General features: G+C 70.7%; 28 protein-coding genes and 3 pseudogenes. 15 read left to right on the plus strand and 16 right to left on the minus strand.

Annotated features, from left to right (window positions below; all coding sequences use genetic code 11):
• Positions 1-76: 76 nt before the first annotated feature.
• On the minus strand, positions 77-379 hold the full coding sequence (locus tag Q5762_RS28850; protein ID WP_315895189.1) for a DUF2530 domain-containing protein: 303 nt from the start codon (positions 377-379) through the stop codon (positions 77-79).
• A gap of 151 nt (positions 380-530) precedes the next feature.
• Between Q5762_RS28850 and Q5762_RS28855 the strand changes: the two genes are divergently transcribed.
• A complete protein-coding gene (locus Q5762_RS28855; protein ID WP_399495286.1) occupies positions 531-1,979 on the plus strand; it encodes an NCS2 family permease in 1,449 nt (482 codons plus the stop codon).
• A 4-nt stretch (positions 1,980-1,983) separates the two neighbouring features.
• Here the strand turns inward: Q5762_RS28855 and Q5762_RS28860 are convergent, their stop codons facing one another.
• Complete coding sequence (locus tag Q5762_RS28860) at positions 1,984-2,178, minus strand: ribbon-helix-helix protein, CopG family (RefSeq protein ID WP_315895190.1); 195 nt, start codon at positions 2,176-2,178, stop codon at positions 1,984-1,986.
• A gap of 132 nt (positions 2,179-2,310) precedes the next feature.
• On the opposite strand from Q5762_RS28860, the gene Q5762_RS28865 reads away from it, so the two are divergent.
• Positions 2,311-2,754 (plus strand): MarR family transcriptional regulator, encoded by a 444-nt coding sequence (locus Q5762_RS28865; protein ID WP_315895191.1) that lies wholly within the window; start codon positions 2,311-2,313, stop codon positions 2,752-2,754.
• Positions 2,755-2,781: 27 nt separating this feature from the next.
• Positions 2,782-4,119: an MFS transporter gene (locus tag Q5762_RS28870; RefSeq protein ID WP_315895192.1), complete on the plus strand. Its 1,338-nt coding sequence runs from the start codon at positions 2,782-2,784 to the stop codon at positions 4,117-4,119.
• Positions 4,120-4,309: 190 nt separating this feature from the next.
• On the opposite strand, the gene Q5762_RS28875 is transcribed toward Q5762_RS28870, so the two are convergent.
• Positions 4,310-4,816 (minus strand): GNAT family N-acetyltransferase, encoded by a 507-nt coding sequence (locus Q5762_RS28875; protein WP_315895193.1) that lies wholly within the window; start codon positions 4,814-4,816, stop codon positions 4,310-4,312.
• Between the two features lie 33 nt (positions 4,817-4,849).
• On the opposite strand from Q5762_RS28875, the gene thpR reads away from it, so the two are divergent.
• On the plus strand, positions 4,850-5,431 hold the full coding sequence (thpR, locus tag Q5762_RS28880) for an RNA 2',3'-cyclic phosphodiesterase (protein ID WP_315895194.1): 582 nt from the start codon (positions 4,850-4,852) through the stop codon (positions 5,429-5,431).
• A 154-nt stretch (positions 5,432-5,585) separates the two neighbouring features.
• Here thpR and Q5762_RS28885 read toward each other — a convergent pair.
• The 6 genes and pseudogenes from Q5762_RS28885 to Q5762_RS28910 form a co-directional block, all read right to left on the minus strand.
• Positions 5,586-5,765, minus strand: a pseudogene (locus Q5762_RS28885) (aldo/keto reductase); the annotation flags it as partial.
• 55 nt (positions 5,766-5,820) lie between these two features.
• Positions 5,821-6,063, minus strand: a complete 243-nt coding sequence (locus tag Q5762_RS28890) for a hypothetical protein (RefSeq protein WP_315895195.1) — start codon at positions 6,061-6,063, stop codon at positions 5,821-5,823.
• Positions 6,063-6,266 (minus strand): hypothetical protein, encoded by a 204-nt coding sequence (locus Q5762_RS28895; protein ID WP_315895196.1) that lies wholly within the window; start codon positions 6,264-6,266, stop codon positions 6,063-6,065. Before Q5762_RS28895 ends, Q5762_RS28890 begins: the two co-directional genes overlap by 1 nt.
• A gap of 88 nt (positions 6,267-6,354) precedes the next feature.
• Positions 6,355-7,188 carry a helix-turn-helix transcriptional regulator gene (locus tag Q5762_RS28900; RefSeq protein ID WP_315895197.1) on the minus strand — a complete coding sequence of 278 codons (834 nt, stop codon included), beginning with the start codon at positions 7,186-7,188 and terminating at the stop codon, positions 6,355-6,357.
• On the minus strand, positions 7,172-7,699 hold the full coding sequence (locus tag Q5762_RS28905; RefSeq protein ID WP_315895198.1) for a DUF6879 family protein: 528 nt from the start codon (positions 7,697-7,699) through the stop codon (positions 7,172-7,174). Before Q5762_RS28905 ends, Q5762_RS28900 begins: the two co-directional genes overlap by 17 nt.
• Complete coding sequence (locus Q5762_RS28910; RefSeq protein WP_315895199.1) at positions 7,683-7,889, minus strand: hypothetical protein; 207 nt, start codon at positions 7,887-7,889, stop codon at positions 7,683-7,685. Before Q5762_RS28910 ends, Q5762_RS28905 begins: the two co-directional genes overlap by 17 nt.
• A 169-nt stretch (positions 7,890-8,058) precedes the next feature.
• Between Q5762_RS28910 and Q5762_RS28915 the strand changes: the two genes are divergently transcribed.
• Entirely contained in the window at positions 8,059-9,048 is a 990-nt protein-coding gene (locus Q5762_RS28915; RefSeq protein WP_315895200.1) for an aldo/keto reductase, read from the plus strand.
• Positions 9,049-9,316: 268 nt separating this feature from the next.
• Here Q5762_RS28915 and tnpA read toward each other — a convergent pair whose 3' ends face one another.
• Complete coding sequence (gene tnpA / locus Q5762_RS28920; RefSeq protein WP_315895201.1) at positions 9,317-9,745, minus strand: IS200/IS605 family transposase; 429 nt, start codon at positions 9,743-9,745, stop codon at positions 9,317-9,319.
• Positions 9,746-9,768: 23 nt separating this feature from the next.
• On the opposite strand from tnpA, the gene Q5762_RS28925 reads away from it, so the two are divergent.
• The gene (locus Q5762_RS28925; protein ID WP_315895202.1) at positions 9,769-10,740 is read left to right on the plus strand and encodes a transposase; all 972 of its coding nucleotides are present in this window, start codon (positions 9,769-9,771) and stop codon (positions 10,738-10,740) included.
• A 114-nt stretch (positions 10,741-10,854) separates the two neighbouring features.
• Here the strand turns inward: Q5762_RS28925 and Q5762_RS28930 are convergent, their stop codons facing one another.
• Positions 10,855-11,439, minus strand: a complete 585-nt coding sequence (locus tag Q5762_RS28930; protein ID WP_315895203.1) for a MarR family winged helix-turn-helix transcriptional regulator — start codon at positions 11,437-11,439, stop codon at positions 10,855-10,857.
• 86 nt (positions 11,440-11,525) lie between these two features.
• Here Q5762_RS28930 and Q5762_RS28935 point away from each other — a divergent pair, with 86 nt between their 5' ends.
• Entirely contained in the window at positions 11,526-11,945 is a 420-nt protein-coding gene (locus Q5762_RS28935; protein ID WP_399495289.1) for a carboxymuconolactone decarboxylase family protein, read from the plus strand.
• 15 nt (positions 11,946-11,960) lie between these two features.
• On the opposite strand, the gene Q5762_RS28940 is transcribed toward Q5762_RS28935, so the two are convergent.
• Complete coding sequence (locus Q5762_RS28940; protein ID WP_315895205.1) at positions 11,961-12,656, minus strand: GDSL-type esterase/lipase family protein; 696 nt, start codon at positions 12,654-12,656, stop codon at positions 11,961-11,963.
• Positions 12,657-12,968: 312 nt separating this feature from the next.
• Here Q5762_RS28940 and Q5762_RS28945 point away from each other — a divergent pair, with 312 nt between their 5' ends.
• The 3 genes and pseudogenes from Q5762_RS28945 to Q5762_RS28955 all read left to right on the plus strand — a co-directional run bounded on the left by Q5762_RS28945 (position 12,969) and on the right by Q5762_RS28955 (position 14,827).
• Positions 12,969-13,949: a WD40 repeat domain-containing protein gene (locus Q5762_RS28945; protein WP_315895206.1), complete on the plus strand. Its 981-nt coding sequence runs from the start codon at positions 12,969-12,971 to the stop codon at positions 13,947-13,949.
• A gap of 14 nt (positions 13,950-13,963) precedes the next feature.
• Positions 13,964-14,383, plus strand: a pseudogene (locus Q5762_RS28950) (ABC transporter permease); the annotation flags it as partial.
• Positions 14,384-14,461: 78 nt separating this feature from the next.
• Positions 14,462-14,827, plus strand: coding sequence for a hypothetical protein (locus Q5762_RS28955; RefSeq protein WP_315895207.1), 366 nt, complete (start codon positions 14,462-14,464; stop codon positions 14,825-14,827).
• A gap of 69 nt (positions 14,828-14,896) precedes the next feature.
• Here the strand turns inward: Q5762_RS28955 and serC are convergent, their stop codons facing one another.
• Complete coding sequence (gene serC / locus Q5762_RS28960; RefSeq protein WP_315895208.1) at positions 14,897-16,015, minus strand: phosphoserine transaminase; 1,119 nt, start codon at positions 16,013-16,015, stop codon at positions 14,897-14,899.
• Between the two features lie 50 nt (positions 16,016-16,065).
• Here serC and Q5762_RS28965 point away from each other — a divergent pair, with 50 nt between their 5' ends.
• Entirely contained in the window at positions 16,066-18,873 is a 2,808-nt protein-coding gene (locus tag Q5762_RS28965; protein WP_315895209.1) for an FAD-binding and (Fe-S)-binding domain-containing protein, read from the plus strand.
• Here the strand turns inward: Q5762_RS28965 and Q5762_RS28970 are convergent.
• The 3 genes and pseudogenes from Q5762_RS28970 to Q5762_RS28980 all read right to left on the minus strand — a co-directional run.
• Positions 18,863-19,120, minus strand: a pseudogene (locus Q5762_RS28970) (helix-turn-helix domain-containing protein); the annotation flags it as partial. The gene Q5762_RS28965 and the pseudogene Q5762_RS28970 overlap by 11 nt on opposite strands.
• A 55-nt stretch (positions 19,121-19,175) precedes the next feature.
• Positions 19,176-20,090, minus strand: a complete 915-nt coding sequence (locus Q5762_RS28975; protein ID WP_315895210.1) for a hypothetical protein — start codon at positions 20,088-20,090, stop codon at positions 19,176-19,178.
• A 74-nt stretch (positions 20,091-20,164) separates the two neighbouring features.
• Positions 20,165-21,076, minus strand: a complete 912-nt coding sequence (locus Q5762_RS28980) for a LysR family transcriptional regulator (protein ID WP_315895211.1) — start codon at positions 21,074-21,076, stop codon at positions 20,165-20,167.
• Positions 21,077-21,160: 84 nt separating this feature from the next.
• Between Q5762_RS28980 and Q5762_RS28985 the strand changes: the two genes are divergently transcribed.
• The 4 genes from Q5762_RS28985 to Q5762_RS29000 all read left to right on the plus strand — a co-directional run bounded on the left by Q5762_RS28985 (position 21,161) and on the right by Q5762_RS29000 (position 26,472).
• Positions 21,161-22,171: an EamA family transporter gene (locus Q5762_RS28985; protein ID WP_399495287.1), complete on the plus strand. Its 1,011-nt coding sequence runs from the start codon at positions 21,161-21,163 to the stop codon at positions 22,169-22,171.
• A 185-nt stretch (positions 22,172-22,356) separates the two neighbouring features.
• The gene (locus Q5762_RS28990; protein WP_315895213.1) at positions 22,357-23,148 is read left to right on the plus strand and encodes a TIGR03084 family metal-binding protein; all 792 of its coding nucleotides are present in this window, start codon (positions 22,357-22,359) and stop codon (positions 23,146-23,148) included.
• A complete protein-coding gene (locus tag Q5762_RS28995) occupies positions 23,145-24,854 on the plus strand; it encodes an acyclic terpene utilization AtuA family protein (protein WP_315895214.1) in 1,710 nt (569 codons plus the stop codon). The genes Q5762_RS28990 and Q5762_RS28995 overlap by 4 nt, the downstream gene beginning before the upstream one ends.
• A gap of 19 nt (positions 24,855-24,873) precedes the next feature.
• Complete coding sequence (locus Q5762_RS29000; RefSeq protein ID WP_315895215.1) at positions 24,874-26,472, plus strand: carboxyl transferase domain-containing protein; 1,599 nt, start codon at positions 24,874-24,876, stop codon at positions 26,470-26,472.
• Position 26,473 lies beyond the last annotated feature (1 nt).

Raw genomic sequence — 26,473 nt, forward strand, 5'->3', positions numbered from 1 at the left:
GACCGTTCACCCGCCGAGAAGGGTGAACATCAGACCGCGGGAGGACCGGAATCGTCCCGGGGGACTACGACTACGACTACGGGGCGGGGGACTCCGCCGGCCCGGCCGCCTCGCCGCGCCCGGCAGACGCCCGCGCCGCCTCCGCGCGCTTGATCGCCGCGTCGCGCTTCCGTACGTACCAGATGCCGATCAGCCCGAGGCCGGCCCCGGCCAGGCAGGTCCACACCCACCAGGTCAGGTCGCGGTCGTCGAACCAGCCGTAGAAGGGGAGCTGGACGAGGAAGAGGACGAACCAGAGGATCGTGCCGCCGGTGATGGTGGCGACGACGGGCCCCTCCAGGGGCTCGGGTGCCTCGTGCTTGGGGGTCCACTTCGCCATGCGGTCAGTGTAGGCGCCAGGAAACGGGGTCTACGCGCGGAGATGGACTCGCTCTCGTTCATGTGTTCATACTGAAACGGTTTGCCTCTGGCGGGTTTCCTTCGTATGAACCGCCAATGACGAGCCCATACGAGCCCACGAGGAACCCCCCATGAGCACCACGGCCCCCGCCAAGGCCATGCCCCCGTCCCCGGAGGGCGGCGCCCCCGCCTCCGGCCTCGACCGCTACTTCAAGGTCTCCGAGCGCGGCTCCACCCTCGCCCGTGAGGTCCGCGGCGGTTTCGCCACCTTCTTCGCGATGGCGTACATCATCGTGCTGAACCCGATCATCCTCGGCAGCGCCAAGGACATGTACGGGCACCAGCTCGACAGCGGCCAGCTGGTCACCGCGACCGTGCTCACCGCGGCCTTCTCGACGCTCCTCATGGGCGTGATCGGCAACGTCCCGATCGCCCTGGCGGCCGGTCTCGGCGTCAACACCGTCGTCGCGCTCCAGCTCGCCCCGCGGATGTCCTGGCCGGACGCCATGGGCATGGTCGTCCTCGCGGGCCTCGTCGTGATGCTGCTGGTCGCGACCGGTCTGCGCGAGCGCGTGATGAACGCGGTCCCGGTCGGCCTGCGCAAGGGCATCGCGATCGGCATCGGCCTCTTCATCATGCTCATCGGCCTGGTCGACTCGGGCTTCGTCTCCCGGATCCCCGACGCCGCGCACACCACCGTCCCGCTCCAGCTCGGCGCCGACGGTCACCTCGGCGGCTGGCCGGTCCTGGTCTTCGTCCTGGGCACGCTGCTCACCCTCGCGCTGATCATCCGCAAGGTGCCGGGCGCCATCCTCATCTCCATCGTCGTGATGACGATCGTGGCGATGGCGATCAACGCCGTGGCCGACATCCCGTCCTGGGGCCTGACCACCCCGACCTGGCCCGGCAACCCGGTGGCCTCGCCCGACTTCGGTCTGGTCGGTCAGGTGAGCCTGTTCGGCGGCTTCGAGAAGGTCGGGATGCTCACGGGCGTCCTCTTCGTCTTCACCGTGCTGCTGTCCTGCTTCTTCGACGCGATGGGCACCATCCTCGGTGTCGGCGACGAGGCGAAGCTGACGGACAAGGACGGCAACTTCCCGGGCATCAACAAGGTCCTGCTCGTGGACGGCCTGGCGGTCGCCTCCGGCGGCGCGACCTCGTCCTCCGCCACCACCTGCTTCGTGGAGTCCACGGCGGGCGTCGGCGAGGGCGCACGTACCGGCCTCGCCTCGGTGGTCACCGGCGCGCTGTTCTCGGTGGCGCTGTTCCTCACGCCGCTCGCCACGATGGTCCCGTCCCAGGCGGCGACGCCCGCGCTGCTCGCGGTCGGCTTCCTGATCCTGGCCGGTTCTATCAAGGACATCGACTGGAGCGACTTCACCATCGCGGTGCCGGCGTTCCTCGCGATGGTGATGATGCCGTTCACGTACTCGATCACGAACGGCATCGGCATCGGCTTCATCGCCTTCAGCGTGCTGCGGCTCGCGACGGGCCGGGGCCGCGAGGTCCCGGTGGCGATGTACGTCGTGTCGGCGGTCTTCGTCTTCTACTACGCGATGCCGGCGCTCGGCCTTACGTGATCCCTCATGTGACGGGCTTCGACAGCCCGTAGAACTTCTCTGTCTCGTCGACGGCCGACTTGAACCGTTCGTCGAAGTCATCGCGGATGAGCGTCCGGACCACATAGTCCTGGACGCTCATTCCGCGTTTGGCGGCGTGTCCCTTGAGACGGTCGAGCAGCTCACCGTCGATGCGCAGGCTGAGCACGGTCGATCCCATGTCAGTCAGGGTCGCGGCACGGATGGGCCCGGTGCGTCACTTTCCGGATTCAACTCACTCGTACGGGTGACAGGTTCGGTCACGGGCGTGCCGGTTGGTATTTAGCCCATCTAATGAGTTAGGCTAAGGACTATGCCTGACCTGTCCCACGGCACCGCCGACGACACCGCCGCCGTGAACGCGCTCCGCTCCGCCGTCATGCGACTCAGCCGACGACTCAAGCACCAGCGCGTCGACGAGTCGCTGAGCCCGACCGAGATGTCGGTGCTCGGCACGCTGGCGCTCTGCGGCCACGCCACCCCCGGCGAGCTGGCCCGCAAGGAGCACGTCCAGCCGCCGTCGATGACCCGCATCGTCGCGCTGCTCGAAGCCAAGGGACTGGTCAAGCTGGAGCCTCACCCCGACGACCGCAGGCAGAAGGTCGTCAGCCAGACCGAGCGGGCCGAAGCCATGCTCGAAGAGTCCCGCCGCAAGCGGAACGCCTGGCTGGCCTCCCTCGCCGAGGGCCTGGACGAGGACGACTGGGCCAAGCTGCGCGCGGCCGCCCCCGTCCTGGAGAAGCTCGCCCACCTTTGACCCCTGACGCCGAGGAGGCGACGCACTTTGAGTACGGGACCCGGAGCAGACTCCGCACCCGTCCATGAACCCGAGACCCACACCCGGGCGCGGGGGGAAACCTTCTCCTCACTCCGCATACGCAACTACCGACTGTTCTTCACCGGTGGCATCGTCTCCAACACCGGCACCTGGATGGCCCGGATCACCCAGGACTGGCTGGTCCTGAGCCTCACCGGCTCCGCGGCCGCCGTCGGCATCACCACGGCGCTGCAGTTCCTCCCGATGCTGCTGTTCGGTCTGTACGGCGGTGTCCTCGCCGACCGTTTCCCGAAGCGGCAGATCCTCCTCGTCAGCCAGGCCGCCCTCGGCCTCTGCGGACTCGCGCTCGCCGTCCTCACGCTCTCCGGTCACGTCCAGGTCTGGCACGTCTACCTGGTCGCGTTCCTGCTCGGCATGGTCACGGTCGTCGACAACCCGACCCGGCAGGCCTTCGTCTCCGAGATGGTCGGCCCGGACCAGCTGCGCAACGCCGTCTCGCTGAACTCCGCGAACTTCCAGTCCGCACGGCTCGTCGGCCCGGCCGTCGCGGGTCTCCTGATCGCCACGATCGGCAGCGGCTGGTCGTTCCTGCTCAACGGCCTGTCGTTCCTCGCACCGCTCATCGGACTGCTGCTGATGCGGCCCGCGGAGTTCCACAAGGTGGAGCGGACACCGCGCGGCAAGGGCCAGCTGCGGGAGGGGCTGCGGTACGTCGCCGGGCGGCCGGAGCTGATCTGGCCGATCGCCCTCGTGGGCTTCATCGGCACGTTCGGCTTCAACTTCCCGATCTGGCTCACCGCGTTCTCCCAGGACATCTTCCACGTGGGCCCGGGGGCGTACGGCTTCCTGAACACGCTCATGGCGGCCGGCTCGCTCGCGGGCGCGCTGCTCGCGGCGCGGCGGGGCTCGACGCGGCTGCGGATGCTGGTGGTCGCGGCGGTGGTCTTCGGCGTCCTTGAGATCGTGGCGGCGATGTCGCCCGCGTTCTGGCTGTTCGCGCTGCTCCTTGTGCCGATCGGCATGTTCGGCCTCACGGTCAACATCACCGCCAACTCGGCCGTCCAGCTCGCGACGGACCCGGCGATGCGCGGCCGGGTCATGAGCCTCTACATGATGGTCTTCGCGGGCGGCACCCCGATCGGCGCGCCGCTGCTCGGCTGGATCACGGACACGTACGGCCCCCGCATCGGCTTCGCGACGGGCGGCCTGCTGTCGCTCGTGGCGGCGTCGGCGATCGGCCTGGTCCTGGCCCGTGTCGGCGGCCTGAAGATGGACCTGGGCTGGCACCACGGCCATCCACGGGTGCGGTTCGTCCCGAGGGAACGGCTGGCGACGGCGGCGTAAGCCGTGAAGGGGGGGCGGCGGGGCTGCGACGCCCGCCGCCCGCCGCCCGGCGCGAAGCTGCCGTGGCCCGGCGGGACATGGGGGCGCCTGCCCCCGTACCTCTCCACCCACCAGCCCCCGGCAGCCCGCGGCGGAGCCGCTGATCGACACCGCGGGGAAGGGGCGGGGTGGGGGAATTCCGCCTCGCCAGTCACACCCGGCGCTCCAGCACCTGCCCCGGCCAGTCGCCGACCGTGAAGGACTCCGTCCGCGTGAAGCCCTGGCGTTCGTAGTACGACACCAGGCGGCCGCCGCTGCCCGCGAAGCAGTCCACCCGCAGCAGGGAGAGGCCCTGGCGGCGGGTCTCCTCGACGGCGTGAGCAAGGAGCGCCGCGCCCACGCCCCGGCCGTGGAAGCGTCCGTCGGTCGCCAGGAGGTGGACGTACACCTCCGGTTCGTCCGCCGGCGCGACGTACGACGCCGGGTTCGGGGTCAGGGTCACCGTGCCCGTCGGTACGCCGTCGAGCTCGGCGATCCACGGCGTCCCCTCGGCCACGATCCGCTCCACCAGGTCCACCGCCTTCGGCCGCGCGGACCACGGCTCGGTGCCCCACTGGTCCGTGATGCCCTTGCCGTTCAGCCAGACGACTGCACTGTCGAGCAGCCCGACCACCGCGGGTACGTCCGCCGCCCCGCCCCTCCTGATCGCGATCTCCATCCGGCCGAGGTTAGCCGCTGCCAGACTCTCCCCATGAGGCTTTTCGCTGCCGTACTTCCGCCCCGGGAGCAGCTCACCGAACTCGCCCAGGTCGTGGACCGCCTGTCCCACCTGCCCGGCGCCGACAAGCTGCGCTGGACCTCCCGGCCCGGCTGGCATTTCACGCTCGCGTTCATGGGCGAGGTCGAGGACGAACTCCTCCCCGACCTCCACGCCCGGCTCGCCCGCGCCGCCCACCGCACGCAGCCGTTCCCGCTCCGCCTCCACAGCGGCGGCCACTTCGGCCGGGCCGTGCTGTGGACGGGGGCCGCCGGGGACCTCGACGAGATGCGCCTGCTCGCCGAACGCGCCGACGCCGCCGCCCGCCGCGCGGGCGTACCGATGGACGAGCACCGCCGCTACCAGGCCCATCTGACCGTCGCCCGCGCCCGCGACGGCGTCGACCTGCGCCCCTTCGTCGACGCCCTCACCCCCTTCGAAGGCACCCGCTGGCAGGTCGCCGACCTGGCCCTGGTCCGCAGCAACCTCCCGACCGGCGGCGTACCGGGCGAGCAGCCCCGCTACGAGACGGTCGCCACCTGGCCCCTGGGCGGGGCGGTGGAGCCCCCGGGTTAACCTCAATACGTGGACCCGAAGACCCGTAACCGGATCATGGCCGGCGTGCTTGTACTGATGTTCGCGATCGTCGCGGTGTCGTCGGTGCTCGGCCAGTAGCCCGCCGAACACCGACCGAGCACCGACCGAGCACTGCCGAGCACCTGACCGCTGCCTACCAGGCGAACGCCTCCGGCGACGGGCCCGGGCCCGGGAAGACCTCGTCGAGGCCGGCCAGGACCTCGTCCGAGAGCTCCAGCTCGACCGCCCGCAGCGCGCCCTCCAGCTGCTCCGCCGTGCGCGGGCCGACGATGGGGCCGGTCACCGTGGGGCGGGTGAGGAGCCAGGCCGCACGTCGCTCACGCCGCGCCCCTTCCAGCGCGCCTCTGGTCTGTGTTGCTTGCCGTCCCTCAGTGCGCCGGGGGTCTGCCTTGCTCGGCTCGCACCACCATGGCGAACGACGTACAGACCCGTCGGAAGCCGCGATGGTTGCTCAGGCCGGTGTGGCTCATGCACTCGACGTCGACCGCCGCACTGTCCGTCGACGGCTCCGCCTTCCACGTGCATTGCAGGCACTCCGCCTCATAGCTCACGTCCGTGTCCGGATGCTGCGTGATCCGGTGCGTCACGAGCCGCAGGACCGTGCGAGCCATCACTCGGCCCCGTGGTCTTCCCGGAGGTGCGTGCGGAGCACGACGTTCGCGTCCGTCGCCTTCGAGTAGTCGCCGACCGATCGGGCGTTGGCTCGGGTCACGGCGATGCCGAGGACCTGCCGACAGCCTGCGATGGGGTCCGGGTCTCCCTCCGGAAGGGTCAGGTTCACCGGCCCGGCCATCGTCGTCTTGGGTGTGCTCATCCGTGCGACCTCCCGACTGTTCGCCTGCCGAAGGATGATCCCCCGGGATGCGCACGGGATGACGCTTCAGTCGCGTAGTCGACTGAAGTCATGCACGGCAAGCGGCGGACCACTCGGCGAGCCGTGCCCGGAGGTCTTCGCCGAAGAGGGCGTGTTCCTCGAAGCCGGCGAACTCCTTCAGGTACGCCTGAACATCCCGGCCGTCGCGGAGTACGAGACTTCCCGCCGTCGTCTCGATGGTGACCAATGCGGTGTCGTAGACGGTGAACGTACTCAGAGGGGTTCGGGGCGTCGGTGCACCTACAGGGATCACCCCGATCTGCACGTTCGGGAGGTAGGACAGGGACGCCAGCCGGTCCATCTGCTCGGCCAGTGCCAGTGGGGAGACGACCGGCCAGCGAACCGCCTGCTCGGTCAGAACGAACGTGAACCGCTTCGAGGCGTCGTAGAGAACGGCTTGCCGCCCCAGTTTCCCCGCCACTGCCTTGCTGGTGTCGGCCGTTGAGTGAGCCAGACTCGCCCGTACGTACTCCGGTGTTGCGAGCAGCCCGGTAACCATCGAGAGCAGGAAGTACCGCATCTGCGTGGAGGACGCTTCGAGCGACTTCAGTTCGGTCTGTCTCGTACCGAGCCCCTTGCGCCGAAGTTCCCGGAGGTTCCGCCACTCTGTGTTCGCCATCCTGGCGAGGCCGGAGACCTCGGCGACCAGTTCCGGCGGAGCTTCCAGCGCTCGCAAGATCTGCTCGACGTCGACCAGCGACGGCCGCGTCCGGCCGTTCTCGATGCGAGACACCTTCGACTGGGACATGTTGCAGCGCGCTGCGAGCCGGTCCCCTGAGAGGCCGGCTCGCTTGCGCAAGTCCCGAAGCAGAGAGGCGAGTTCGGCACGAGACTCGCCAAGCTGCTCAGCTTCGAACGTCACCGTTCACGTACTCCAGGAAGGGAACCGACTCGGCAACGGCGATGCGCTGCCACTCGATGAACGGCGCAGGGGCACCCTCGTACAGCTCTCGGCTGATCTGCGTGCCGTCGCCCTCGTAGTGCATCAGGACGACCGTCGAGCGGTCGAACATCCAGAAGTCCCCGACATCCGGCAACGGGTTCTCTCGCTCGGTTACGTCAAGGATGCGGATGTCCTCCCCGGCGAGCACGTGCGGGGCGTAGTACCGGGAGAACTCGAAGCGCAGGTACTCGGAGAGCGGTCGAGTCAGGACGTGCACTCGCCCCTTGCTCTTCCCCTCGCCGCATAGACGCTTCAGGTCTTCCGTGTACGCGGACGAGTAGGCGTGCGGGTCGACGCGCCTGCCTGCCCGGAAGGCTTCGAGTTCTTCCGCCTCCTGCGGTACGAGGTACCGGGGGAGGGTCTCCAGCCGCCACGCTTCCGATTGGAAGCCCCGGAGCATAGCCCGCCACTCGTCACCATCCAAGAGCACGAACGGCCTCCCGAAGAACGCTCTCGGGGATCTCCACGAGCCCTTCCCCTTGCGGGGGAGTGAAGGCGTCGGACACGTCGCCCTGAACCACGATGGAGCCGGAAGTGGTGCGGTAGACGTTCGGGCAGTCGTCCTCTCCACACGTGCCGTTGCCGTTGCCGTTGAGCCGAGTCAGTTCTTCGCGTGCCATGCGGAACCCCCTTGACTTGGCGGCCCGGTCGGGCCGCCTGCGACGACCGTACGGGGGGCGCTCGCGGCCGTCCATGCACTGACGTGACTCATGCACGTTGTCGCATAAATGGGCGGCTGAGTGGTCGGCTCTTGCTTGGAGTGGACTCGAAGCAGTTGGCTTGTACCTCATGAAGTACACGCAGCTCGGACGCACCGGACTCAAGGTCAGCCGACTCGTCCTCGGCACGATGAACTTCGGCCCGCAGACAGACGAAACGACAAGTCACGGCATCCTGGATGCCGCGCTCGACGCGGGTCTGAACTTCGTAGACACGGCCAACGTGTATGGGTGGGGTGAGAACAAGGGCCGCACCGAGGAGATCATCGGGACTTGGTTCGCCCAGGGCGGTGGCCGGCGGGAGAAGACGGTCCTCGCCACCAAGGTCTACGGCTCCATGTCACGTGAGGCTGAGACCTGGCCCAACGAGGACCGGCTGTCGGCGTTGAACATCCGGCGGGCCATCGACGCCAGCCTCAAGCGACTCGGCACCGACTACATCGACCTGTACCAGTTTCACCACATCGACCGCCGCACTCCCTTCGAGGAGATCTGGCAGGCCGTCGACGTGCTGATCCAGCAGGGGAAGGTTCTGTACGCGGGCTCCTCCAACTTCCCCGGGTACAAGATCGCCCAGGCCAACGAGACCGCCGCCCGGCGCGGCATGGCCGGCCTGGTGAGTGAGCAGTGCCTGTACAACCTCTACGAGCGGCGGGCTGAGATGGAGGTGATCCCGGCCGCGCAGGAGTACGGCCTCGGGGTCATCCCCTGGTCCCCGCTGCACGGCGGCCTCCTCGGCGGCGTACTGAAGAAGGAGACCGAGGGCAAGCGCCGCACCGAGGGCCGCGCGGCGGAAGCGCTCGCCGACCCGACTGTGCGGGCGAAGTTCCAGGCGTACGAGGATCTGCTCGACAAACACGGCCTGGAGCCGGGCGAGGTCGGGCTGGCATGGCTGCTGACCCGGCCCGGCGTCACCGGCCCGATCGTCGGCCCGCGCACGGTGGAGCAGTTGGAGAGCGCTTTGCGCGCCCTGGAGCTGGAGCTGAGTGACGAGGTTCTGACTGCTCTGGACGAGATCTTCCCCGGCCTGGGGCCGTCGCCGGAAGCCTTTGCCTGGTGATCGAGTAGCGCCTCGTAAGCACGGCCGTCGCCCGTTCTGGCGGGCGGCGGCCACCGCGTCACGCGGGCATCAGAGTACCTGCTTGGCGGTGCTTGAGTCCGGTGCGTCCGAGCTGCGTGTACTTCATGAGACACAAGCCAACGCCTTGGAGCGCGCTTCAGCATGATCTAGCGCGGAACCCTGGGCGTTCACGCCCGGGAGGAAGCGCTTCTCTGGACTGCTCTGACCCGCAGGTTCCCACCGGTCCGCACGGGTGACCTTGGCCCGCTCAGTCCGGGCGCTTCTGGTTCTCGATGTACTCCTCGATGATCGACAGGGGAGCCCCGCCGCAGGAGGCCGCGAAGTACGACGGCGACCAGAAGTGTGCACCCCACAGGTACTTGTGGATGTGGGCGGGGAACTCCTGTCGGAGCCTGCGGGCGGATACGCCCTTGAGTGAGCCGACCAGCCGGGACAGGGCGACCTTCGGCGGGTAGTGCACGAGCAGGTGGACGTGATCGGTCTCGCCGTTGAACTCGACCAGTTCCGTTCCGAAGTCTGCGCATACGTCGCGCATGACCTCCTCGCAGCGGCGCAGGATCTCGTCCGTGAACGGCCCGCGCCGGTATTTGGGTGTGAAGACCAAATGTGCGTGGAGGGTAGAGACAACCGTACGACCCCTGTGGATGTTGGGGTTTGGCTCCCAGCGTGGTGACATAGATCAATGCTACGATCCTGGATGTGAAGATCGTGACGCGGGTGAAGCTGATGCCGGAGGCTGACCAGGCCGCCGCGCTTCTCGCCACCCTGCGTACGGTCAACGAAGCCGCGTGCTGGGTATCCGGTGTGGCGTTCGAGCACGGTGTCCCGCGTGAGTACGAGCTGCGGAAGCACACCTACACCGAGTTGAAGGCGCGGGGACTGGGGGCGCAAGCCGCCCAGCACGTCATCAAGAAGACGCGTGACGCCTACACCACATTGAAGGCGAACATCCGCGCCGGGAACCTGGGCAAGCCAGGGTCAAAGCGCAGGGTCAAGGCGGAGTCGAAGCCGATTACGTTCCGGCCCAAGGCCGCGCAGCCTTACGACGACCGGTGCCTGTCCTGGCAGTACGACGCCCGAACCGTGTCGATCTGGACAACAGCCGGACGACTCAAGCGCGTCCGCTTCGCCTGCTCCCCAGGCGCGCTCAAGATGCTCCGCGAGCACCGTAAGGGCGAGTCCGACCTGATCGAACGCGACGGCGTGTTCTACCTGATCGCCGTCTGTGATGCCCCCGAGGCAGACCAGTATGAGCCCCACGGGTTCATCGGCGTCGACCTTGGGATCACCAACATCGTCACCACCGCTGAACGCACCGGCTCCGGTATCGCCCTGGAAGACCTCACGGGCATCCGAAGCCGGGTACGGCTCCGCAAGGACCAGCGGACCACACTGCACTCGTGGAGCTTCCACCAACTCGCCTCCTTCGTGGAGTACAAGGCGCAGCGGGCCGGCGTCCCGCTGGTGTACGTCGATCCGGCGTACACCAGCCAGCAATGCTCCGACTGCGGTCACATCGACCGGCGCAACCGCCAGTCACAAGCGACGTTCGCCTGCCGGTCCTGCGGGGCCCTCATGCACGCGGACGACAACGCGTCCCACAACATCGGCCGCAAGGGCGAGACCGTGTGGACAGCGGGGCGTGAGTCACGCGTCCCTGCCACCCCATAGGGGTGTCTGGACGGAGGAGCCCACCCAGCAGCCAGTTGGGCTCTACCTCCAAGCCCGGCCCTTCAGGGCCGAGTCAAGTTGACGCAAGAGGGTTCCGGGGAAGGCGCGTTGGGTTCACGCGCCGCCCAGCCAGCTCGGGGCGTCCAGGCGGTACGTCGTCTCCGGCGGGACGACCTCGCGGAGTGCGTGCTCCATGTCCCGTACGCGTTCGGCGCCCAGCGTCCTCGTCCATTCCGCGCGCAGGGCGTCGAAGATCGCGGCCGAGCGGGCGAGGGCGTCGAGGCCGTGCGGGGTGAGGCGGACGAGCTTGCGGCGGGCGTCGTCGGGGTCGTCGGCGCGCTCGGCGTAGCCGACGGCGAGGAGGCGGTCGACGGTCTTGCCGGCGGCCTGCTTGGAGACGCCGAGGTGGCGGCCGATGTCGCTGGCGGTCGCGCCCCGGGGGCCGCCGGCGGCGATGGCCTGGAGGGCGAAGCCGTGCGCGGGGCGGAGGTCGGGGTGGCCCTGGCGGGCGAGTTCGGCGTGGAGCCGGTCGATGAGGGTGCGGAAGCCGGCGAAGAGGAGGAGCGGGAGCTCGAACCCGGGCGTGGGCGCGGGCGCTTCGGGTTCCGGTGAGGATCCCGGACCGGATCCCGGCCCGGATTCCCCCTTGCGGTTATCGACAACCTGGTTTACGTTTCTCGCCTCGACATGGTCAACCATGTTGTCGATTCTACGCCCTCTTCCCAGGAGCCGCCTTGTTCACCGACCACACCATCGAGACCGCCCCCGCCGCGTCCCGCCCCGCCATGGAGCGCGTCGCCGCCGCCTGGGGGATCGTGCCGCAGGCCGTGGCCCGCATGGCCGAGTCCCCGCACGCGCTGGACGGCTTCCTGAAGCTGAGCGCGATGTTCGAGGACACGACCCTCGACCCGCACTCCCGCGAGACGGTGATCCTCACGGTCGCCGAACGCAACCAGTGCCATATCTGCATCCAGCTGCACGAGACGAAGCTCGCCAAGCTGGGCCCGGCGCCGGACCACGAACGACTGGCGGGGATACGGAAGTTCACGCACCAGATCCTCGCCGCTTCGGGGGCCGTGAGCGACGAGGATCTGGAGAGGTTCTTCGGTTTCGGCTACACCCGCCAGAACGCTTTGGAGGTCGTCCTCGGCATCGGCGCGTACACGCTGTCGACCCTGGCGAACCGGCTGACCCGCTCGGCATGAGGGCCGGGCGCTCTGTCAGAAACCTTCTGCGCGCCCCGCGTACGGGCCGCCGAGCCCCCACGCCTGATGCATCGCCGAGGCGAAGGCGCCGGCGAGTTTGTGCTCGCCGGACGGGCCGGGATGCGTGCCGTCGTGCGTGTCCGTGTCGAGGTCGTACGACTCCGGTGTCGTCGCGAGCAGCAGTGGCGAGGCGGCCGTGTCCAGGTCGGCGACGGCCTTCGCGAGCAGCTCGTTGAAGCGCTCGCACTCGGCGGCGAAGGGCACGTCGTACGTGGCGCGGACGTTCGGTATGACGGGCATGACGACGATCCGGACGCGCGGATTCGCGGTGCGGGCGGCGGCGACGAAGGCGCGTACGTTGTCGGCGGTCTGGGAGCTGTTGGTGTAGAAGCCGAGGTCGATCAGGCCGAGGGAGACCAGGAGCACGTCCGCCCCGGTCGCGGTCACCGTCCCGCCGATCAGCGGCGCCATGTGCAGCCATCCCTCGCCCCAGCCGGCCAGGTGCCGGCGGGCGGGCGAGGGGAAGCCGGGGTCGGCGTAGGCGTGCGAGCGGGGCGCGTCGGCACCGGCGTCGTACAGCTCGGTGCGCGGGCCGACGATCTCGTACCGCCCGGGGAGTACGGCTTCGAGGTGCTGCCACATCCGGTAGCGCCAGGTGTGGTCGCCGGCCTGTCCGATGGTGCAGCTGTCGCCGACGAACATGAAACGCATCCCCACATCATCCCGGAGCCCGGCGGGCACCTGCGACGTGATCCCGGCCACCCCGACGGGCGCCGGGCTCGTGGCCGCGCAGCTTCAAGGCGCCCGGTTGTCGGTCTCGCGTCTCAGCCCGAGCCGGGTGTAGTTCGAGATCGTCACCACGAACATGGCCACGATCACTACCGTTTCAGGTGGCCCGTTGATCGCGACAGGGCGGTGGGCCGTGGAGGAACGTACAGTGCCGCGTCCGTCACACTTCATGCCGGGGCATCGGGAGCTCCGACCTGGGCCGTTCCTCTCCGGACCCGTGGCACGCTGGACGGCATGCGATCACTCCCGGGTGTTGTCGGCGCCGCCGCTCTCCTTCTGCTCATGGCGGCTGCCCCTGCCGTCGCCGCCGAAGGGGCGGACCAGGACTTCACGATCAAGGACCCCCGGATCACCGAGTCCAGCGGTATCGCCGCCAGCCGGGCGCACCCGGGCGTGTACTGGACGCACAACGACCAGGACGCGCCGCTGATCTACGGCATCGACTCCCGTACCGGCGAGACCGTCGCGACGCTGACCATGAAGGGCGTCGGCACGCCCCGCGACATGGAGGCGATCTCCGTCGGGCCGGACGGCGACATCTACGTCGGCGACATCGGCGACAACAAGGACGGCACCTGGGACCACGTCTGGATCTACCGCTTCCCCGAGCCGAAGCAGCTCAGGAACCAGACGGTGACGGCGAAGCAGTACGACGTGAAGTACGCCGACGGGCCGCGCAACGCCGAGGCGCTGATGGTCCATCCGAAGACCGGCCGGGTCTACATCGCCAGCAAGAACGAGAACACCGGCGGGCTTTACGCGGGCCCGGAGCGGCTCTCGACCTCCGGTACGAACGTCTTCCGGCGCGTCGACGACGTGCCGTGGGTGACCGACGGCGCCTTCTCGCCGGACGGCGACCGGCTGCTGCTGCGCGGCTACTTCAGCGCGAAGGAGTACGCGTGGAAGGACGGCCGCCTCGGGGACGACGGTACGAGCGTCGGGGCGCCGTTCCAGGGGCAGGCGGAGTCGGTGACGTACACGAAGGACGGCTCGGCGCTGATGTTCGGCTCGGAGGGCCTGAAAAGCGAGGTCGTCCGCGTGGACCGGCCCGAGGCGGAACGCCCCTCGGGGAAGACTCCGGGCGCGTTGCCCCCGAAGGATTCGGGCACCCCCAGCACCCCCGAGGAGCGCGGCAACTTCACCCTCGGCGTGATCGTCCTCGGCACGGCGACCGCCCTGGTCATCGGCGCGAAGCGGCTCCTGCGCCGCCGCTGAGGCCGCCTCCTGCGGCCGCCACCGCGCTCGCCATCGGCTGGACCTCGGACGGTGGCGTCGGCGGCACGCTGCTCGCCTTCGCGCTGCTGCTCCTGCTGCGGTTCAGCCTCATCTGGGTGGGCGTGTGGTGCGGGCTCGTCCTGCCGAACGCCGAGGCGGCCGGCGCGCTCTACGCGGTGATCTTCCCGATCACGATGATCTCCAGCGTGTATGTGGCGCCCTCACTGATGCCCGACTGGCTGGCGCCCGTGGCCGCCTGGAACCCGATCTCCTCGACGGTCGCCGCCACCCGCGAACTGTTCGGCAACCCGGGCGCGGCAGGCGGGAGCTGGGTGGAGCGGCACGCGCTCCTGATGGCCGTCCTCTGGCCGTTGCTCCTGACGGCGGTCTTCCTGCCCCTGGCGGTGCGCAGGTTCCAGCGCCTCAGCCGCTGACCTGCGGTTCCTCTCCTCGCGTCGACCCGGTCCACCTAGGGGTCGAGACTGGAAGGAGCCGACTTTCGTGGAGGAGTCATGACGGCAACCACCCGGGAGAACACCCCCGTCGCCCTGGAGGGCGGCGGTGTGGAACTGCGTCTGAAGGAGACCGGCGGTGGGCTGAGCGTCGCCTTCATCCACCTCCCCAAGGGCACCGACATGGCGCCGGCGCTCAAGGGACTCGAAGGCGACCTGTGCCAGTGCCCCCACTGGGGATACCTGCTCAAGGGCCGGATCAGGATGCGGACGGCTTCGGGTGAGGACATCTACGAGGCGGGGCAGGCCTACTACTGGGCCCCCGGCCACGCCCCCGAGGCGCTGGAGGACGTCGACATGGTGGAGTTCTCGCCGACGGCCGAATTCACCGCGGTGCTCGACCACATAAAGGCCCAGTCGGGGTGACGCGGAGGGACACGGCAAAGGGCCCGGCATCGGCCATGTCCGATGCCGGGCCCTTCGTACACGCAGGTGTCAGAGCTTCTCGATCACGTAGTCGATGCACGCCGTCAGCGCGCGCACGTCCGCCGGGTCGATCGCCGGGAACATCGCCACGCGCAGCTGGTTGCGGCCCAGCTTGCGGTACGGCTCGGTGTCCACGATGCCGTTGGCGCGCAGGGCCTTGGCGACGGCCGCCGCGTCGATGTCGTCCGAGAAGTCGATCGTGCCGATGACCTGCGAACGCTTCGCCGCGTCCGTGACGAACGGCGTCGCGTACTTGGACTCCTCGGCCCAGCCGTACAGCGCCTGCGAGGACTCCTTCGTCCGGGCCACGGCCCAGTCCAGACCGCCCTGGCCGTTGATCCACTTCAGCTGCTCGTTGAGCAGGAAGAGGGTCGACAGGGCCGGGGTGTTGTACGTCTGGTTCTTCAGGGAGTTGTCGATCGCCGTCGGCAGGCTGAAGAACTCCGGGATGTGCCGGCCCGACGCGTGGATGCGCGCCGCGCGCTCCAGGGCCGCCGGCGAGAACGCCGCCAGCCACAGGCCGCCGTCGGCGGCGAAGGACTTCTGTGGGGCGAAGTAGTAGACGTCCGACTCGGTGATGTCGACCGGCAGGCCGCCCGCGCCGGAGGTCGCGTCGACCAGGACGAGCGCGCCCTCGTCGGCGCCCGCGACCCGCTTGACCGGGGCCGCGACACCCGTGGAGGTCTCGTTGTGCGTGTACGCGTAGACGTCGACGCCTGCCTCGGCCACCGGCTCCGGGTGGGTGCCCGGGTCGGCGGAGATCACGGTCGGCTCGGCCAGCCAGGGGGCCAGCTTCGCGGCCTTCGCGAACTTGGAGGAGAACTCGCCGAAGGTGAGGTGCTGGGACTTCGACTCGATGAGCCCGTGGGTCGCGATGTCCCAGAAGGCGGTGGAGCCGCCGTTGCCCAGGATCACCTCGTAACCCTCGGGCAGCGAGAAGAGGTCGCGCACGCCGGCCCGTACCTCGCCGACCAGGTTCTTGACCGGAGCCTGGCGGTGGGACGTACCGAGGAGGGAGGTGCCGGTCGCGGCCAGGGCGTCCAGCGCCTCCGTACGCACCTTGGAGGGGCCCGCGCCGAAACGGCCGTCGGCGGGCTTGATGTCAGCGGGAATCTGGATCTCAGCCACGAGGCGGAGCGTATCGGCTCGGACCGCACACGGCCGACGATGTCCGCCGGATGAGACGCCAGGTGAGACATCCTGACCTTGTGCGAAAACACCACGTGCACCACCAGGAGCGGTCCGAGCTGGAGGCGGCGCTGCGCGCGGCCGTGGCGGGAGACGTCGACTTCGGCGCCACGGCGAGAGCCCTGACGACGATGGACGCGTCCAACTACCGCCGGGTGCCGGCGGGCGTGGTCGCGCCCCGGGACGCCGACGACGTGGCGGCGGCGCTGGCCGTCTGCCGTACGCACGGGGTGCCGGTCGTCGCGCGGGGCGGCGGGACGTCGATCGCCGGGCAGGCGACGGGTACGGGGGTGGTGCTCGACTTCACCCGCCATATGCGCGCGGTCGTGTCCGTGGACCACGAGGCCCGGACGGCGGTCGTCCAGCCGGGGGTGGTCCTGGACCGGTTGCGCGACGCGGTTCGCCCGTACGGGCTGACCTTCGGCCCCGATCCGTCCACGCACAGCCGCTGCACGCTCGGCGGGATGATCGGCAACAACGCGTGCGGCGCGCACTCGGTGGCCTGGGGCACGACGGCGGACAACGTGCTGGGCCTGGATGTCCGTACGTACGGAGGGGATGCGCTGGCCCCCGGCAGGGACTGGCGGGGGGCTCCGGCGGGGCTGCGGGAGCTGGTGGACGCGCGGCTCGCCCTGTTGCGGACGGGCTACCCGGAGGGGCTGCCGCGCCGGATCTCGGGGTACGCGCTCGACGCGCTGCTGCCGGAGCGGGGCGGGGACGTGGCCCGGCTGCTGTGCGGGAGCGAGGGGACGCTGGGGGTGGTGACGGAGGCGACGGTACGGCTGGTCCCGCTGCCGGCGGAGCCGGTCCTGGTGGTCCTCGGCTACCCGGACGAGAGCGCGGCGGCGGACGCGGCGGCGGGACTCCTGCCATGGGGGTCCCCCCGCTCGAGCGAAGCCGAGAGTGGGGGACGGCCGCTGACGGTGGAGGGCATGGCGGCGGACCTGGTGCGGGGGGCTTCGGGGCTGCCGCGTGGGGGTGCGTGGCTGTTCGTGGAGGTGGACGGGGAGGGTCCGGCGAGGGAGCTGGCGGGCGGGGCGGACGCGCTGGACGCCTTGGTGGTGGTCGATGGCGCGGATCAACGGGCGCTGTGGCGGATCAGGGAGGACGCGGCGGGGACGGCGACGCGGATGCCGGACGGGGTCACCGAGGCGTGGCCGGGGTGGGAGGACTGCGCGGTGCCGCCGGCGAGGCTGGGGGAGTACCTGCGCGCCTTCCGTTCCCTGCTGACGGAGTACGGCCTCCGGGGAACCCCGTACGGGCACTTCGGGGACGGCTGCATCCACGTCCGTATCGACTTCGATCTGTACTCAGAGGCGGGGGTGGGCCGGTTCCGGGAGTTCTCGGAGGCGGTGGCGGACCTGGTGGTGGCGCACGGGGGCTCGTTGTCGGGGGAGCACGGGGACGGGCAGGCGCGGGCGGAGCTGCTGCCGCGGATGTACGGCTCCGAGCTGGTCGGGCTCTTCGGCCAGGTGAAGGACGTGTGGGACCCGGAGGGGGGCCTGAATCCGGGGACGCTGGTGCGGCCGAGGCGGCTGGACGAGGGCTTGCGCTTCAAGGGCCTGCCGGTGGAGGCGCGGGAGGTGGCCCGTTGCGTGGGGGTGGCGAAGTGCCGGGTGGAGGGCCCGACGTCCGGTCCGGAGGTGATGTGTCCTTCGTACCGGGCGACGGGGGAGGAGCGGCATTCGACGCGGGGGCGGGCGCGGCTGCTGCACGAGATGGCGCTCGGTGAGGTGATCACGGACGGCTGGCGGTCGGAGGAGGTGCGGGAGGCGCTGGATCTGTGCCTGTCGTGCAAGGGGTGCCGGAGCGACTGTCCGGTGGGCGTGGACATGGCCTCGTACAAGGCGCAGTTCCTGGACCGGCACTACGCGGGGCACCGGCGGCCGTGGTCGCACGTGACGATGGGGCGGCTGCCGGAGTGGCTGCGGATGTTCGGCCCGGCGCTGAACCTGGCGAGGATCCTCCCTTCGAGGCTGGCGGGTGTGACGCGTGAGCGGGCCTTGCCGAGGGTGGCGTCACGGACCTTCGTCTCCTGGTTCGGGACGCGGCTCGAGACGGCGTCGGACGTGTGGCTGTGGCCGGACACGTTCACGAATCACCTGGCGCCGCAGGTGGGCCGGTCGGCGGTACGGGTCCTGGAGGCGGCGGGGGTACGGGTGGGGCTGCCGCCGGGCCGGGTGTGCTGCGGGCTGACGTACGTGTCGACGGGGCAGCTGGACCGGGCGCGGAAGGTGATGCGGGGGACGCTGGACGTGCTGGCGGCGGCGCCGGAGCATCCGGTGGTGGTCCTGGAACCGTCGTGCGCGGCGACGCTGCGGACGGACCTGCCGGAGCTGCTGCCGGACGACCCCAGGGCCGCCCGCCTGGCGGCCTCGGTCCGTACGTTCGCGGAGGCCCTGGAGGAGTTCGCGCCGGACTGGGACCCGCCGCGCCTGGACCACCCGGTGGCCGGCCAGACCCACTGCCACCAGCACGCGGTCCTGGGCGACGGCGCCGACCGCCGCCTGCGCGAACGCGCGGGCCTGACGGGCGAGTTGAGCGGCGGCTGCTGCGGCCTGGCGGGCAACTTCGGCTTCGAACCGGGCCACTACGAGGTCTCGGTCGCCTGCGCGGAGGACCAACTCCTCCCGGCGGTGAGCTCGGCGCCCGAGAACGCGGTCCTCCTGGCCGACGGCTTCTCCTGCCGCACCCAACTCGACCACCTGGCGGGCCGCCACGCCCGTCACATGGCGGAGGTGCTGGCGGAGGCGCTGGCGACCGGCGGAGGCGCTTCGACCAGGGGGACGACCGACTGAACGCGCGGCGGTAGGTCCGGGGCGGTACCCCTCGGCGACGGACGAACTGTTCGCGCAGGACGGCCGCGCTGCCGTAGCCGACGAGCCGGGCGATCTCCTCGACGGGGAGCTCGGTCGTCTCCAGGAGCTCCTCCGCCCGGCCGAGCCGCAGGCCGAGGACCCAGGCGTGCGGAGTGGTCCCGGTCGCGGCGGCGAAGCGGCGGGCGAAGGAGCGCCGGCTCATCAGGGCGCGGCGGGCCAATTCGGCGCCGCTGTAACGGCCCCCGGCGCCCGTGGCTGCGGGACGAACGGGCCGCGCCCGCTCACGCCTCCGGCGTGAACAGTTCCTCGACGTGCGTGGCGGTGATCGCGCGGTCCAGCCAGCGGTCGAGCGTGTCGGTGTCGGTGCATTCGAGGACGCGCTGGGCGGTGGGTTCGGGGACGTCGATGCCGCGCGCGGTCAGCACGCGCAGGACGGACTCGGCTTTGCCCTCGGCTTTGCCCTTGGCTTCGCCTTTCGCCTCGCCCTTGGCCTCGCCTTCGAGGAACGTCTTCTCGATCAGGGTGCCTCGGCCCGGGAAGTAGGTGCCTACCGCCATCAGATTCCTCCAGATGTCCCCGGCCGGGGACTGTCCCAAGCCGATTTCCAGCAGTTCCGAGTAGTACGAGAGTGATTCCGGGTCGGCCGTGCCCAGGGCCTGGGCGAGTGCCTCCAGTATGGCCGGGGCTTCCGGGTGCTTGCCATGGGTCATCGCGGAGAAGGCCGCCATGGCCAGGTTCTGTTTGGCTGCGGCGGGGTCGGTGATGACGGGGACGTTGCTGGGGCCGAGGACCAGGGGGTGAATGCACATGGCAGTCCAGTGGGAGTAACCGCTGGTGAAGGGGCCTGCCGCCCATGTCGCGGTGGACCGGTCCTGGCAGACCACCAGGAGGAGGGCGGGGAGACCGTACTTCGCCTGGAGATAGCCGAGGTAGTACGTCCAGCTCGACGCCTTGTCCGGGTCGCGGCGGCCCTGCGCCTCGATGGCGAGGAGGAAGCCGTCGTCGTCGGGGGGTTCGACGCGGAGGACGCTGTCCACCCGTCGCTCCAGAGGACGGATCTCGGTGGTGTCGGGGGTGAGGACCTCGACGGAAATTTTGGGCGGCAGTTGCACGCCCAGGACCTCGAAGACCGGGGCCAGTAATTCCGGGCGGTCCTGGAAGATCCGGTGCGAGGTCTCGTGGGTTGAAGTGACCATGTGACGGAACGTAGGGCTCGCCGTGCCTCACGCATGTGCTTTAGGCATATTCATCACCCGTGTGGGTGACCACCTCATTCGCCCTGCGCCGCGATCTCCCTCGCCAGCGCCACCAGCAGCTCCGTCGCCGGGTGCGGGGAGGTATCGCGCCAGGCCAGGAGGACCGGGATGTGCGGGGCGTCCGGGAGGGGGAGGTAGGCGACGCCCGGGTGGGGGTGCATCGCCGCCGTCGAGGCCGAGGAGACGCCGACGCCCCGGCCCGCCGCGATCGCCGTGAGCCAGTCGTCGGTGTTGCCGACCGTCAGGGTCGCCGCCGGGCGGTCGGACGGCGGCCAGAGGGACGGGGTCGTCGTGCCCGAGACCGTGTTGAGGACGACCGTCTCGCTCGCGAGGTCCGCCAGCGTCAGGGACGCGCGGGACGCGAGTTCGCTGTCCGCCGCCACCGCCGCGACCCGGTGTTCCGTCGCCAGTTCCTCCGTCGCCAGGCCCGGCGCGTCCACCGGGCCCCGGAGCAGCGCCGCGTCCACCTCGCCGCGGACCAGGCCGGCCGTGCGGTCGTCGATGCGGAGGAGTTCGAGCGGGGTCTCCGGGTGCTCGCGCTGCCAGCGCCGTAGCAGCGGGGTGGTGAACGGGCCGAACGCCGACCACGCGTGCCCGAGCCGCAGCGGCCGGTGCCGCAGGCGCGCCGGGTCGAGGGCCGCGTCGAAGGCGGCGACGGCCGCCACCGCGCGGTCGTGGAAGGCGCGGCCCTCGGCCGTCAGCGCGAGGTGGTGCGTCGAGCGGTCCACCAGGCGGACCCCTAGGTGTTTCTCCAGGGCGGCGAGTGTCCGCGAGACCGCCGGCTGGGTGAGGTGGAGCCGGGCCGCCGCCCGCGTCACGTTGCCCTCGTCGGCGATGGCGAGGAAGCAGCGGAGGTGGCGCAGTTCGATGCCCGACCGGCTCGGAGGACTCATGCGTCCGGAGCATAACCCCAGCCCAATCGGCATTTCACGCGCCGCGCGGAGCCGCCTAACGTGAGGATCGGAGGCCCCTTGACGGGTCCACTATCCTGGACTCGTAAGTCCAATGTGATGAACCATTCGAGGGAGTCAGTTTCGGTGGACAGTCCGGTCAAGGACAGTGCCCACGTCGGCGCACCGGCCGCCGCGGGTGCCCCTACGGGCGCCTCCGCACGTACCCCTGCGGGTGCCTCTACGGGTGCGCGACCCGCCCCCCGGTTCGGGCCCGTCGCGCTCGTCCTCGCCGCCGGGCTCTCCGTGCAGTTCGGGTCCGCCATCGCCGTCCTGCTCATGCCCCGCGCCGGCGCCCTCGGTGTCGTCACGCTCCGGCTCGTTCTCGCCGCCGCCGTCCTGCTGATCGTCTGCCGCCCCAAGGTCCGCGGCTACAGCCGCGCCGACTGGGGCACCGTCGTCGCCTTCGGCACCGCCATGGCGGGCATGAACATCTTCATCTACCAGGCCGTGGACCGGATCCCGCTCGGCGCCGCCGTGACCCTGGAGGTCCTCGGCCCGCTGCTCCTCTCCGTCATCGCCTCCCGCCGCCTCATGAACCTCCTCTGGGCCGGGCTCGCCCTCGGCGGTGTCCTGCTGCTCAGCGGCCTGCTCAGCGGCGGCGGCGTCGACCGGCTCGACCCGGTGGGCGTCGGTTTCGCCCTCGCGGCGGGCGCGATGTGGGCGACGTACATCGTCTTCAGCGCCCGGACCGGCCGGCGCTTCCCGCAGGCCGACGGGCTCGCGCTGGCGATGGCCTTCGGTGCCGTACTGAGCCTGCCGTTCGGCCTCGTCGAGGCGGGCGGCAAGCTCCTCGTCCCCTCCACGATCGCCCTCGGCCTCGCCGTCGCGCTGATGTCCTCCGTCCTGCCCTACACCCTCGAACTCCTCGCCCTGCGCCGCCTCCCCGCCCCCACCTTCGCCATCCTGATGAGCCTCGAACCGGCCATCGCGGCGACCGCCGGCTTCCTCGTCCTGAGCCAGGGCCTCTCCCTCGTCGACGCGCTCGCGATCGCCCTGGTCATCGCCGCGAGCATGGGCGCGGTACGTACGCAGACCAGCCGCACCCGCCGCGAACACCTGGACCACTAGGGACCACTAGGGGCCGTTGGGGTCGCCTGCCCCCGACCGCCCCCGACCGCCCCCGGACCCCGCCCCCGGCCACCGTGGAGAGAATTCCGGTCGGCACAAGCAAGCACGCTTGATTGTTTCTTCCCCCGCTGCCATGCTCCTCGGCACACGCCCGTGGTTCGCCCGTGTCCCGAGGGGAGCGCACCGTGTCCGACCCCGCCGTCGTCCTCGATGATCTGCGTGAGGAGAGCGAGGAAGTCGACCGGCTCGTACGCGAGTTGAGCGACGAGAGATGGGCCATGCCCACCCCCGCGCCCGGCTGGACCATCGCCCACCAGGTCGCCCACCTCGCCTGGACCGACCGTGCCGCGCTGCTCGCCGTCACCGATGCCGAAGGGTTCGGTGCCGAAGCCGAGAAGGCCCTCGCCGCGCCCGGGTCGTTCGTCGACGACGGTGCCGCCGAGGGCGTCACGCTGTCGCCCGCCGAGCTGCTCGGCCGGTGGCGCGTCGGCCGCGAGCGGCTGTGGACGGCCCTGAGCGCCGCCCCGCCCGGCGCCCGTTTCCCCTGGTACGGGCCGCCCATGAGCGCCGCCTCCATGGCCACCGCCCGCCTGATGGAGACCTGGGCGCACGGGCAGGACATCGCCGACGCCCTCCGGGCCGTCCGCGCGCCCACCGCCCGGCTGCGGCACGTCGCCTGGATCGGCGTCCGCGCCCGCGACTACGCCTATCTCGTACGGGGGATGACCCCTCCCGCCGTGCCTTTCCGTATCGAACTGGCCGGGCCCGACGGCGACATGTGGACGTACGGGCCCGAGAGCGCCGCCCAGCGGATCACCGGGCCCGCCCTCGACTTCTGCCTCCTCGTCACCCAGCGCGTCCACCGCGACGACACCGCCCTCACCGCCGACGGCGCCGACGCGGCGCACTGGCTCACCATCGCCCAGGCCTTCGCCGGGCCCCCGGGAGCGGGCCGCGCATCCGGGGAGCAGGCGTGATCCTCCGTATCGGCAACGCTTCCGGTTTCTACGGCGACCGCTTCGACGCCGTCCGCGAGATGCTCACCGGCGGCGACTCCGGCGCCCCCGACTCCGGCGCCCTCGACGTCCTCACCGGCGACTACCTCGCCGAACTCACCATGCTCATCCTCGGCCGGGACCTCCTGAAGGACCCGAGGTCCGGCTACGCCAAGACCTTCCTCCGCCAGATGGAAGAGGGCCTCGGCCTCGCCCACGAGCGCGGGGTGCGGATCGTCGCCAACGCCGGCGGCCTCAACCCCGCCGGGCTCGCCGAAGCCCTCCACGCCCTCGCCGGCCGGCTCGGCCTGCCCACCCGTATCGGGTACGTCGAGGGCGATCGGCTGCCCGCCCGCGACGGAGTCCTCACCGCCAACGCCTACCTCGGCGGCGCCGGCATCGCCGGCTGCCTCACGGCCGGCGCCGACGTCGTCGTCACCGGACGCGTCACGGACGCCGCCCTCGTCACAGGCCCGGCGCAGTGGCGGTTCGGGTGGGGGCCGGAGGAGTACGACCGGCTCGCGGGCGCGGTCGTCGCCGGGCACGTCCTGGAGTGCGGCACGCAGGCCACCGGCGGCAACTACGCCTTCTTCCGGGACCATGACCGGCAGACGATGCGCCGCCCCGGTTTCCCGATCGCCGAACTCCACGCCGACGGCACCGCCGTCATCACCAAACACCCCGGTACGGGTGGGGTCGTCGACGTCGGCACGGTCACCGCGCAGCTCCTCTACGAGACCGCCGGCGCCCGCTACGCCGGCCCCGACGTGACCGCTCGCCTCGACACCGTACGGCTCACCCAGGAGGGCCCCGACAGGGTACGGATCGACGGCGTACGGGGCGAGGCGCCGCCGCCCACGCTCAAGGCGGGGCTCACCCGGATCGGCGGCCACCGCAACGAGGTCGTGTTCGTCCTCACCGGCCTCGAAATCGAGGCCAAGGCGGAGCTCGTGCAGGAGCAGATCGAGGACGTCTTCGAACGTTCCAAGTCCCGCCCCGCCGACGTCCGTTGGGAGCTGGCCCGGACGGACCGGGCCGACGCCGACACCGAGGAGACCGCGAGCGCGCTGCTCCGCCTCGTCGTCCGCGACCCCGCCCCCGAACCCGTCGGCCGCGCCCTCAGCGGCGCCGCGATCGAGCTCGCCCTCGCGAGCTACCCCGGCTTCCACGTCACCGCCCCACCCGGCAAGGGCGCCCCCTACGGGGTCTTCGAGGCGGTGTACGTCCCCGCCGCCGACGTCCCCCACACGGCCGTCCTCCCGGACGGGAACCGCGTCACCCTCCCCGTACCAGCCGACACCCGGGAGCTGGAGCCGGTCGCCGAACCCCCGCTGCCCGAGCCGCTCCCGGAAGGACCGACCCGCCGCGCACACCTCGGGCTCGTCGCCGGGGCGCGCAGTGGCGACAAGGGGGGCGACGCGAACATCGGCGTATGGGTCCGTACGGACGAGGCGTGGCGGTGGCTCGTCCACACCCTCACCGCCCAAAGGCTGAAGCAACTCCTCCCGGAGACCGCAGACTTGGGCGTCGTGCGGCACGTCCTGCCCAACCTGCGCGCCGTGAACTTCGTCGTCACCGGGATCCTCGGCGAAGGCGTCGCCTCCCAGGCCCGCTTCGATCCCCAGGCCAAGGCCCTCGGCGAGTGGCTCCGCGCCCGCGAACTCGACGTACCGGAGGAACTCCTGTGACCGTCCCGGAGGAACTGCTGTGACCGTCCTCGCCTCCGCCCTCGACACCGGCGGACCTGATTACAACGCCCACCGTGCCGCCATGCTCGACAAGCTCACCGCCCTCGACACCGAGCACGCCAAGGCGCTCGCGGGCGGCGGCGAGAAGTACGTCCAACGGCACAGGAAGCGCGGCAAGTTGCTCGCGCGGGAGCGGATCGAGCTGCTCGTCGACCCCGATACCCCCTTCCTGGAACTCTCCCCGCTCGCCGCCTGGGGCAGCGACTACCCGGTCGGCGCGTCGATCGTCACCGGCATCGGGGTGGTCGAGGGCGTCGAGTGCCTGATCACCGCCAACGACCCGACCGTGCGCGGCGGCGCCTCCAACCCGTGGACGCTGAAGAAGGCCCTGCGGGCCAACGAGATCGCGTACGCCAACCGGCTGCCGGTCATCTCGCTGGTCGAATCCGGTGGCGCCGATCTGCCGTCCCAGAAGGAGATATTCATCCCCGGCGGGGCGCTGTTCCGCGACCTGACCCGGCTGTCCGCCGCCGGCATCCCCACCATCGCCGTCGTCTTCGGCAACTCGACCGCCGGTGGCGCGTACGTCCCCGGCATGTCCGACCACACCGTGATGATCAAGGAGCGGTCGAAGGTCTTCCTCGGCGGTCCGCCGCTGGTCAAGATGGCCACGGGGGAGGAGAGCGACGACGAGTCGCTCGGCGGCGCCGAGATGCACGCCCGTACGTCGGGTCTCGCCGACCACTACGCCGTGGACGAGGCCGACGCCCTGCGCCAGGCCCGGCGGATCGTCGCCCGCCTCAACCACCGTAAGGCACACGCCGATCCGGGCCCGGTGGCAGGACCGAAGTACGCCGAGGACGAGCTGCTCGGGATCGTGCCGGGGGATCTGAAGACCCCGTTCGATCCGCGCGAGGTCATCGCGCGGATCGTGGACGGCTCGGACTTCGACGAGTTCAAGCCGCTGTACGGGCCCAGCCTGGTGACGGGGTGGGCGTCCCTGCACGGCTATCCGGTGGGGATCCTCGCGAACGCGCAAGGTGTGCTGTTCAGCGCGGAGTCCCAGAAGGCGGCGCAGTTCATCCAGCTCGCCGATCAGCGCGACATCCCGCTGGTCTTCCTGCACAACACCACCGGCTACATGGTCGGCAAGGAGTACGAGCAGGGCGGCATCATCAAGCACGGCGCGATGATGATCAACGCGGTGTCCAACAGCCGGGTCCCGCACCTGTCCGTGCTGATGGGGGCGTCGTACGGCGCCGGGCACTACGGCATGTGCGGCCGGGCCTACGACCCGCGCTTCCTCTTCGCCTGGCCGAGCGCCAAGTCCGCCGTCATGGGCCCGCAGCAGCTCGCGGGCGTGCTGTCGATCGTCGCGCGGGCGTCGGCCGCGGCGAAGGGGCAGCCGTACGACGACGAGGCGGACGCGGGGCTGCGCGCGATGGTCGAGGCGCAGATCGAGTCGGAGTCGCTGCCGATGTTCCTGTCCGGGCGGCTGTACGACGACGGCGTCATCGACCCCCGCGACACCCGCACGGTCCTCGGGCTGTGCCTGTCCGCGATCCACACGGCACCGGTCGAGGGCGCGCGCGGCGGCTTCGGCGTCTTCAGGATGTGAG

The sequence above is a fragment of the Streptomyces sp. P9(2023) genome, from assembly GCF_032436795.1.
Taxonomy (GTDB): domain Bacteria; phylum Actinomycetota; class Actinomycetes; order Streptomycetales; family Streptomycetaceae; genus Streptomyces.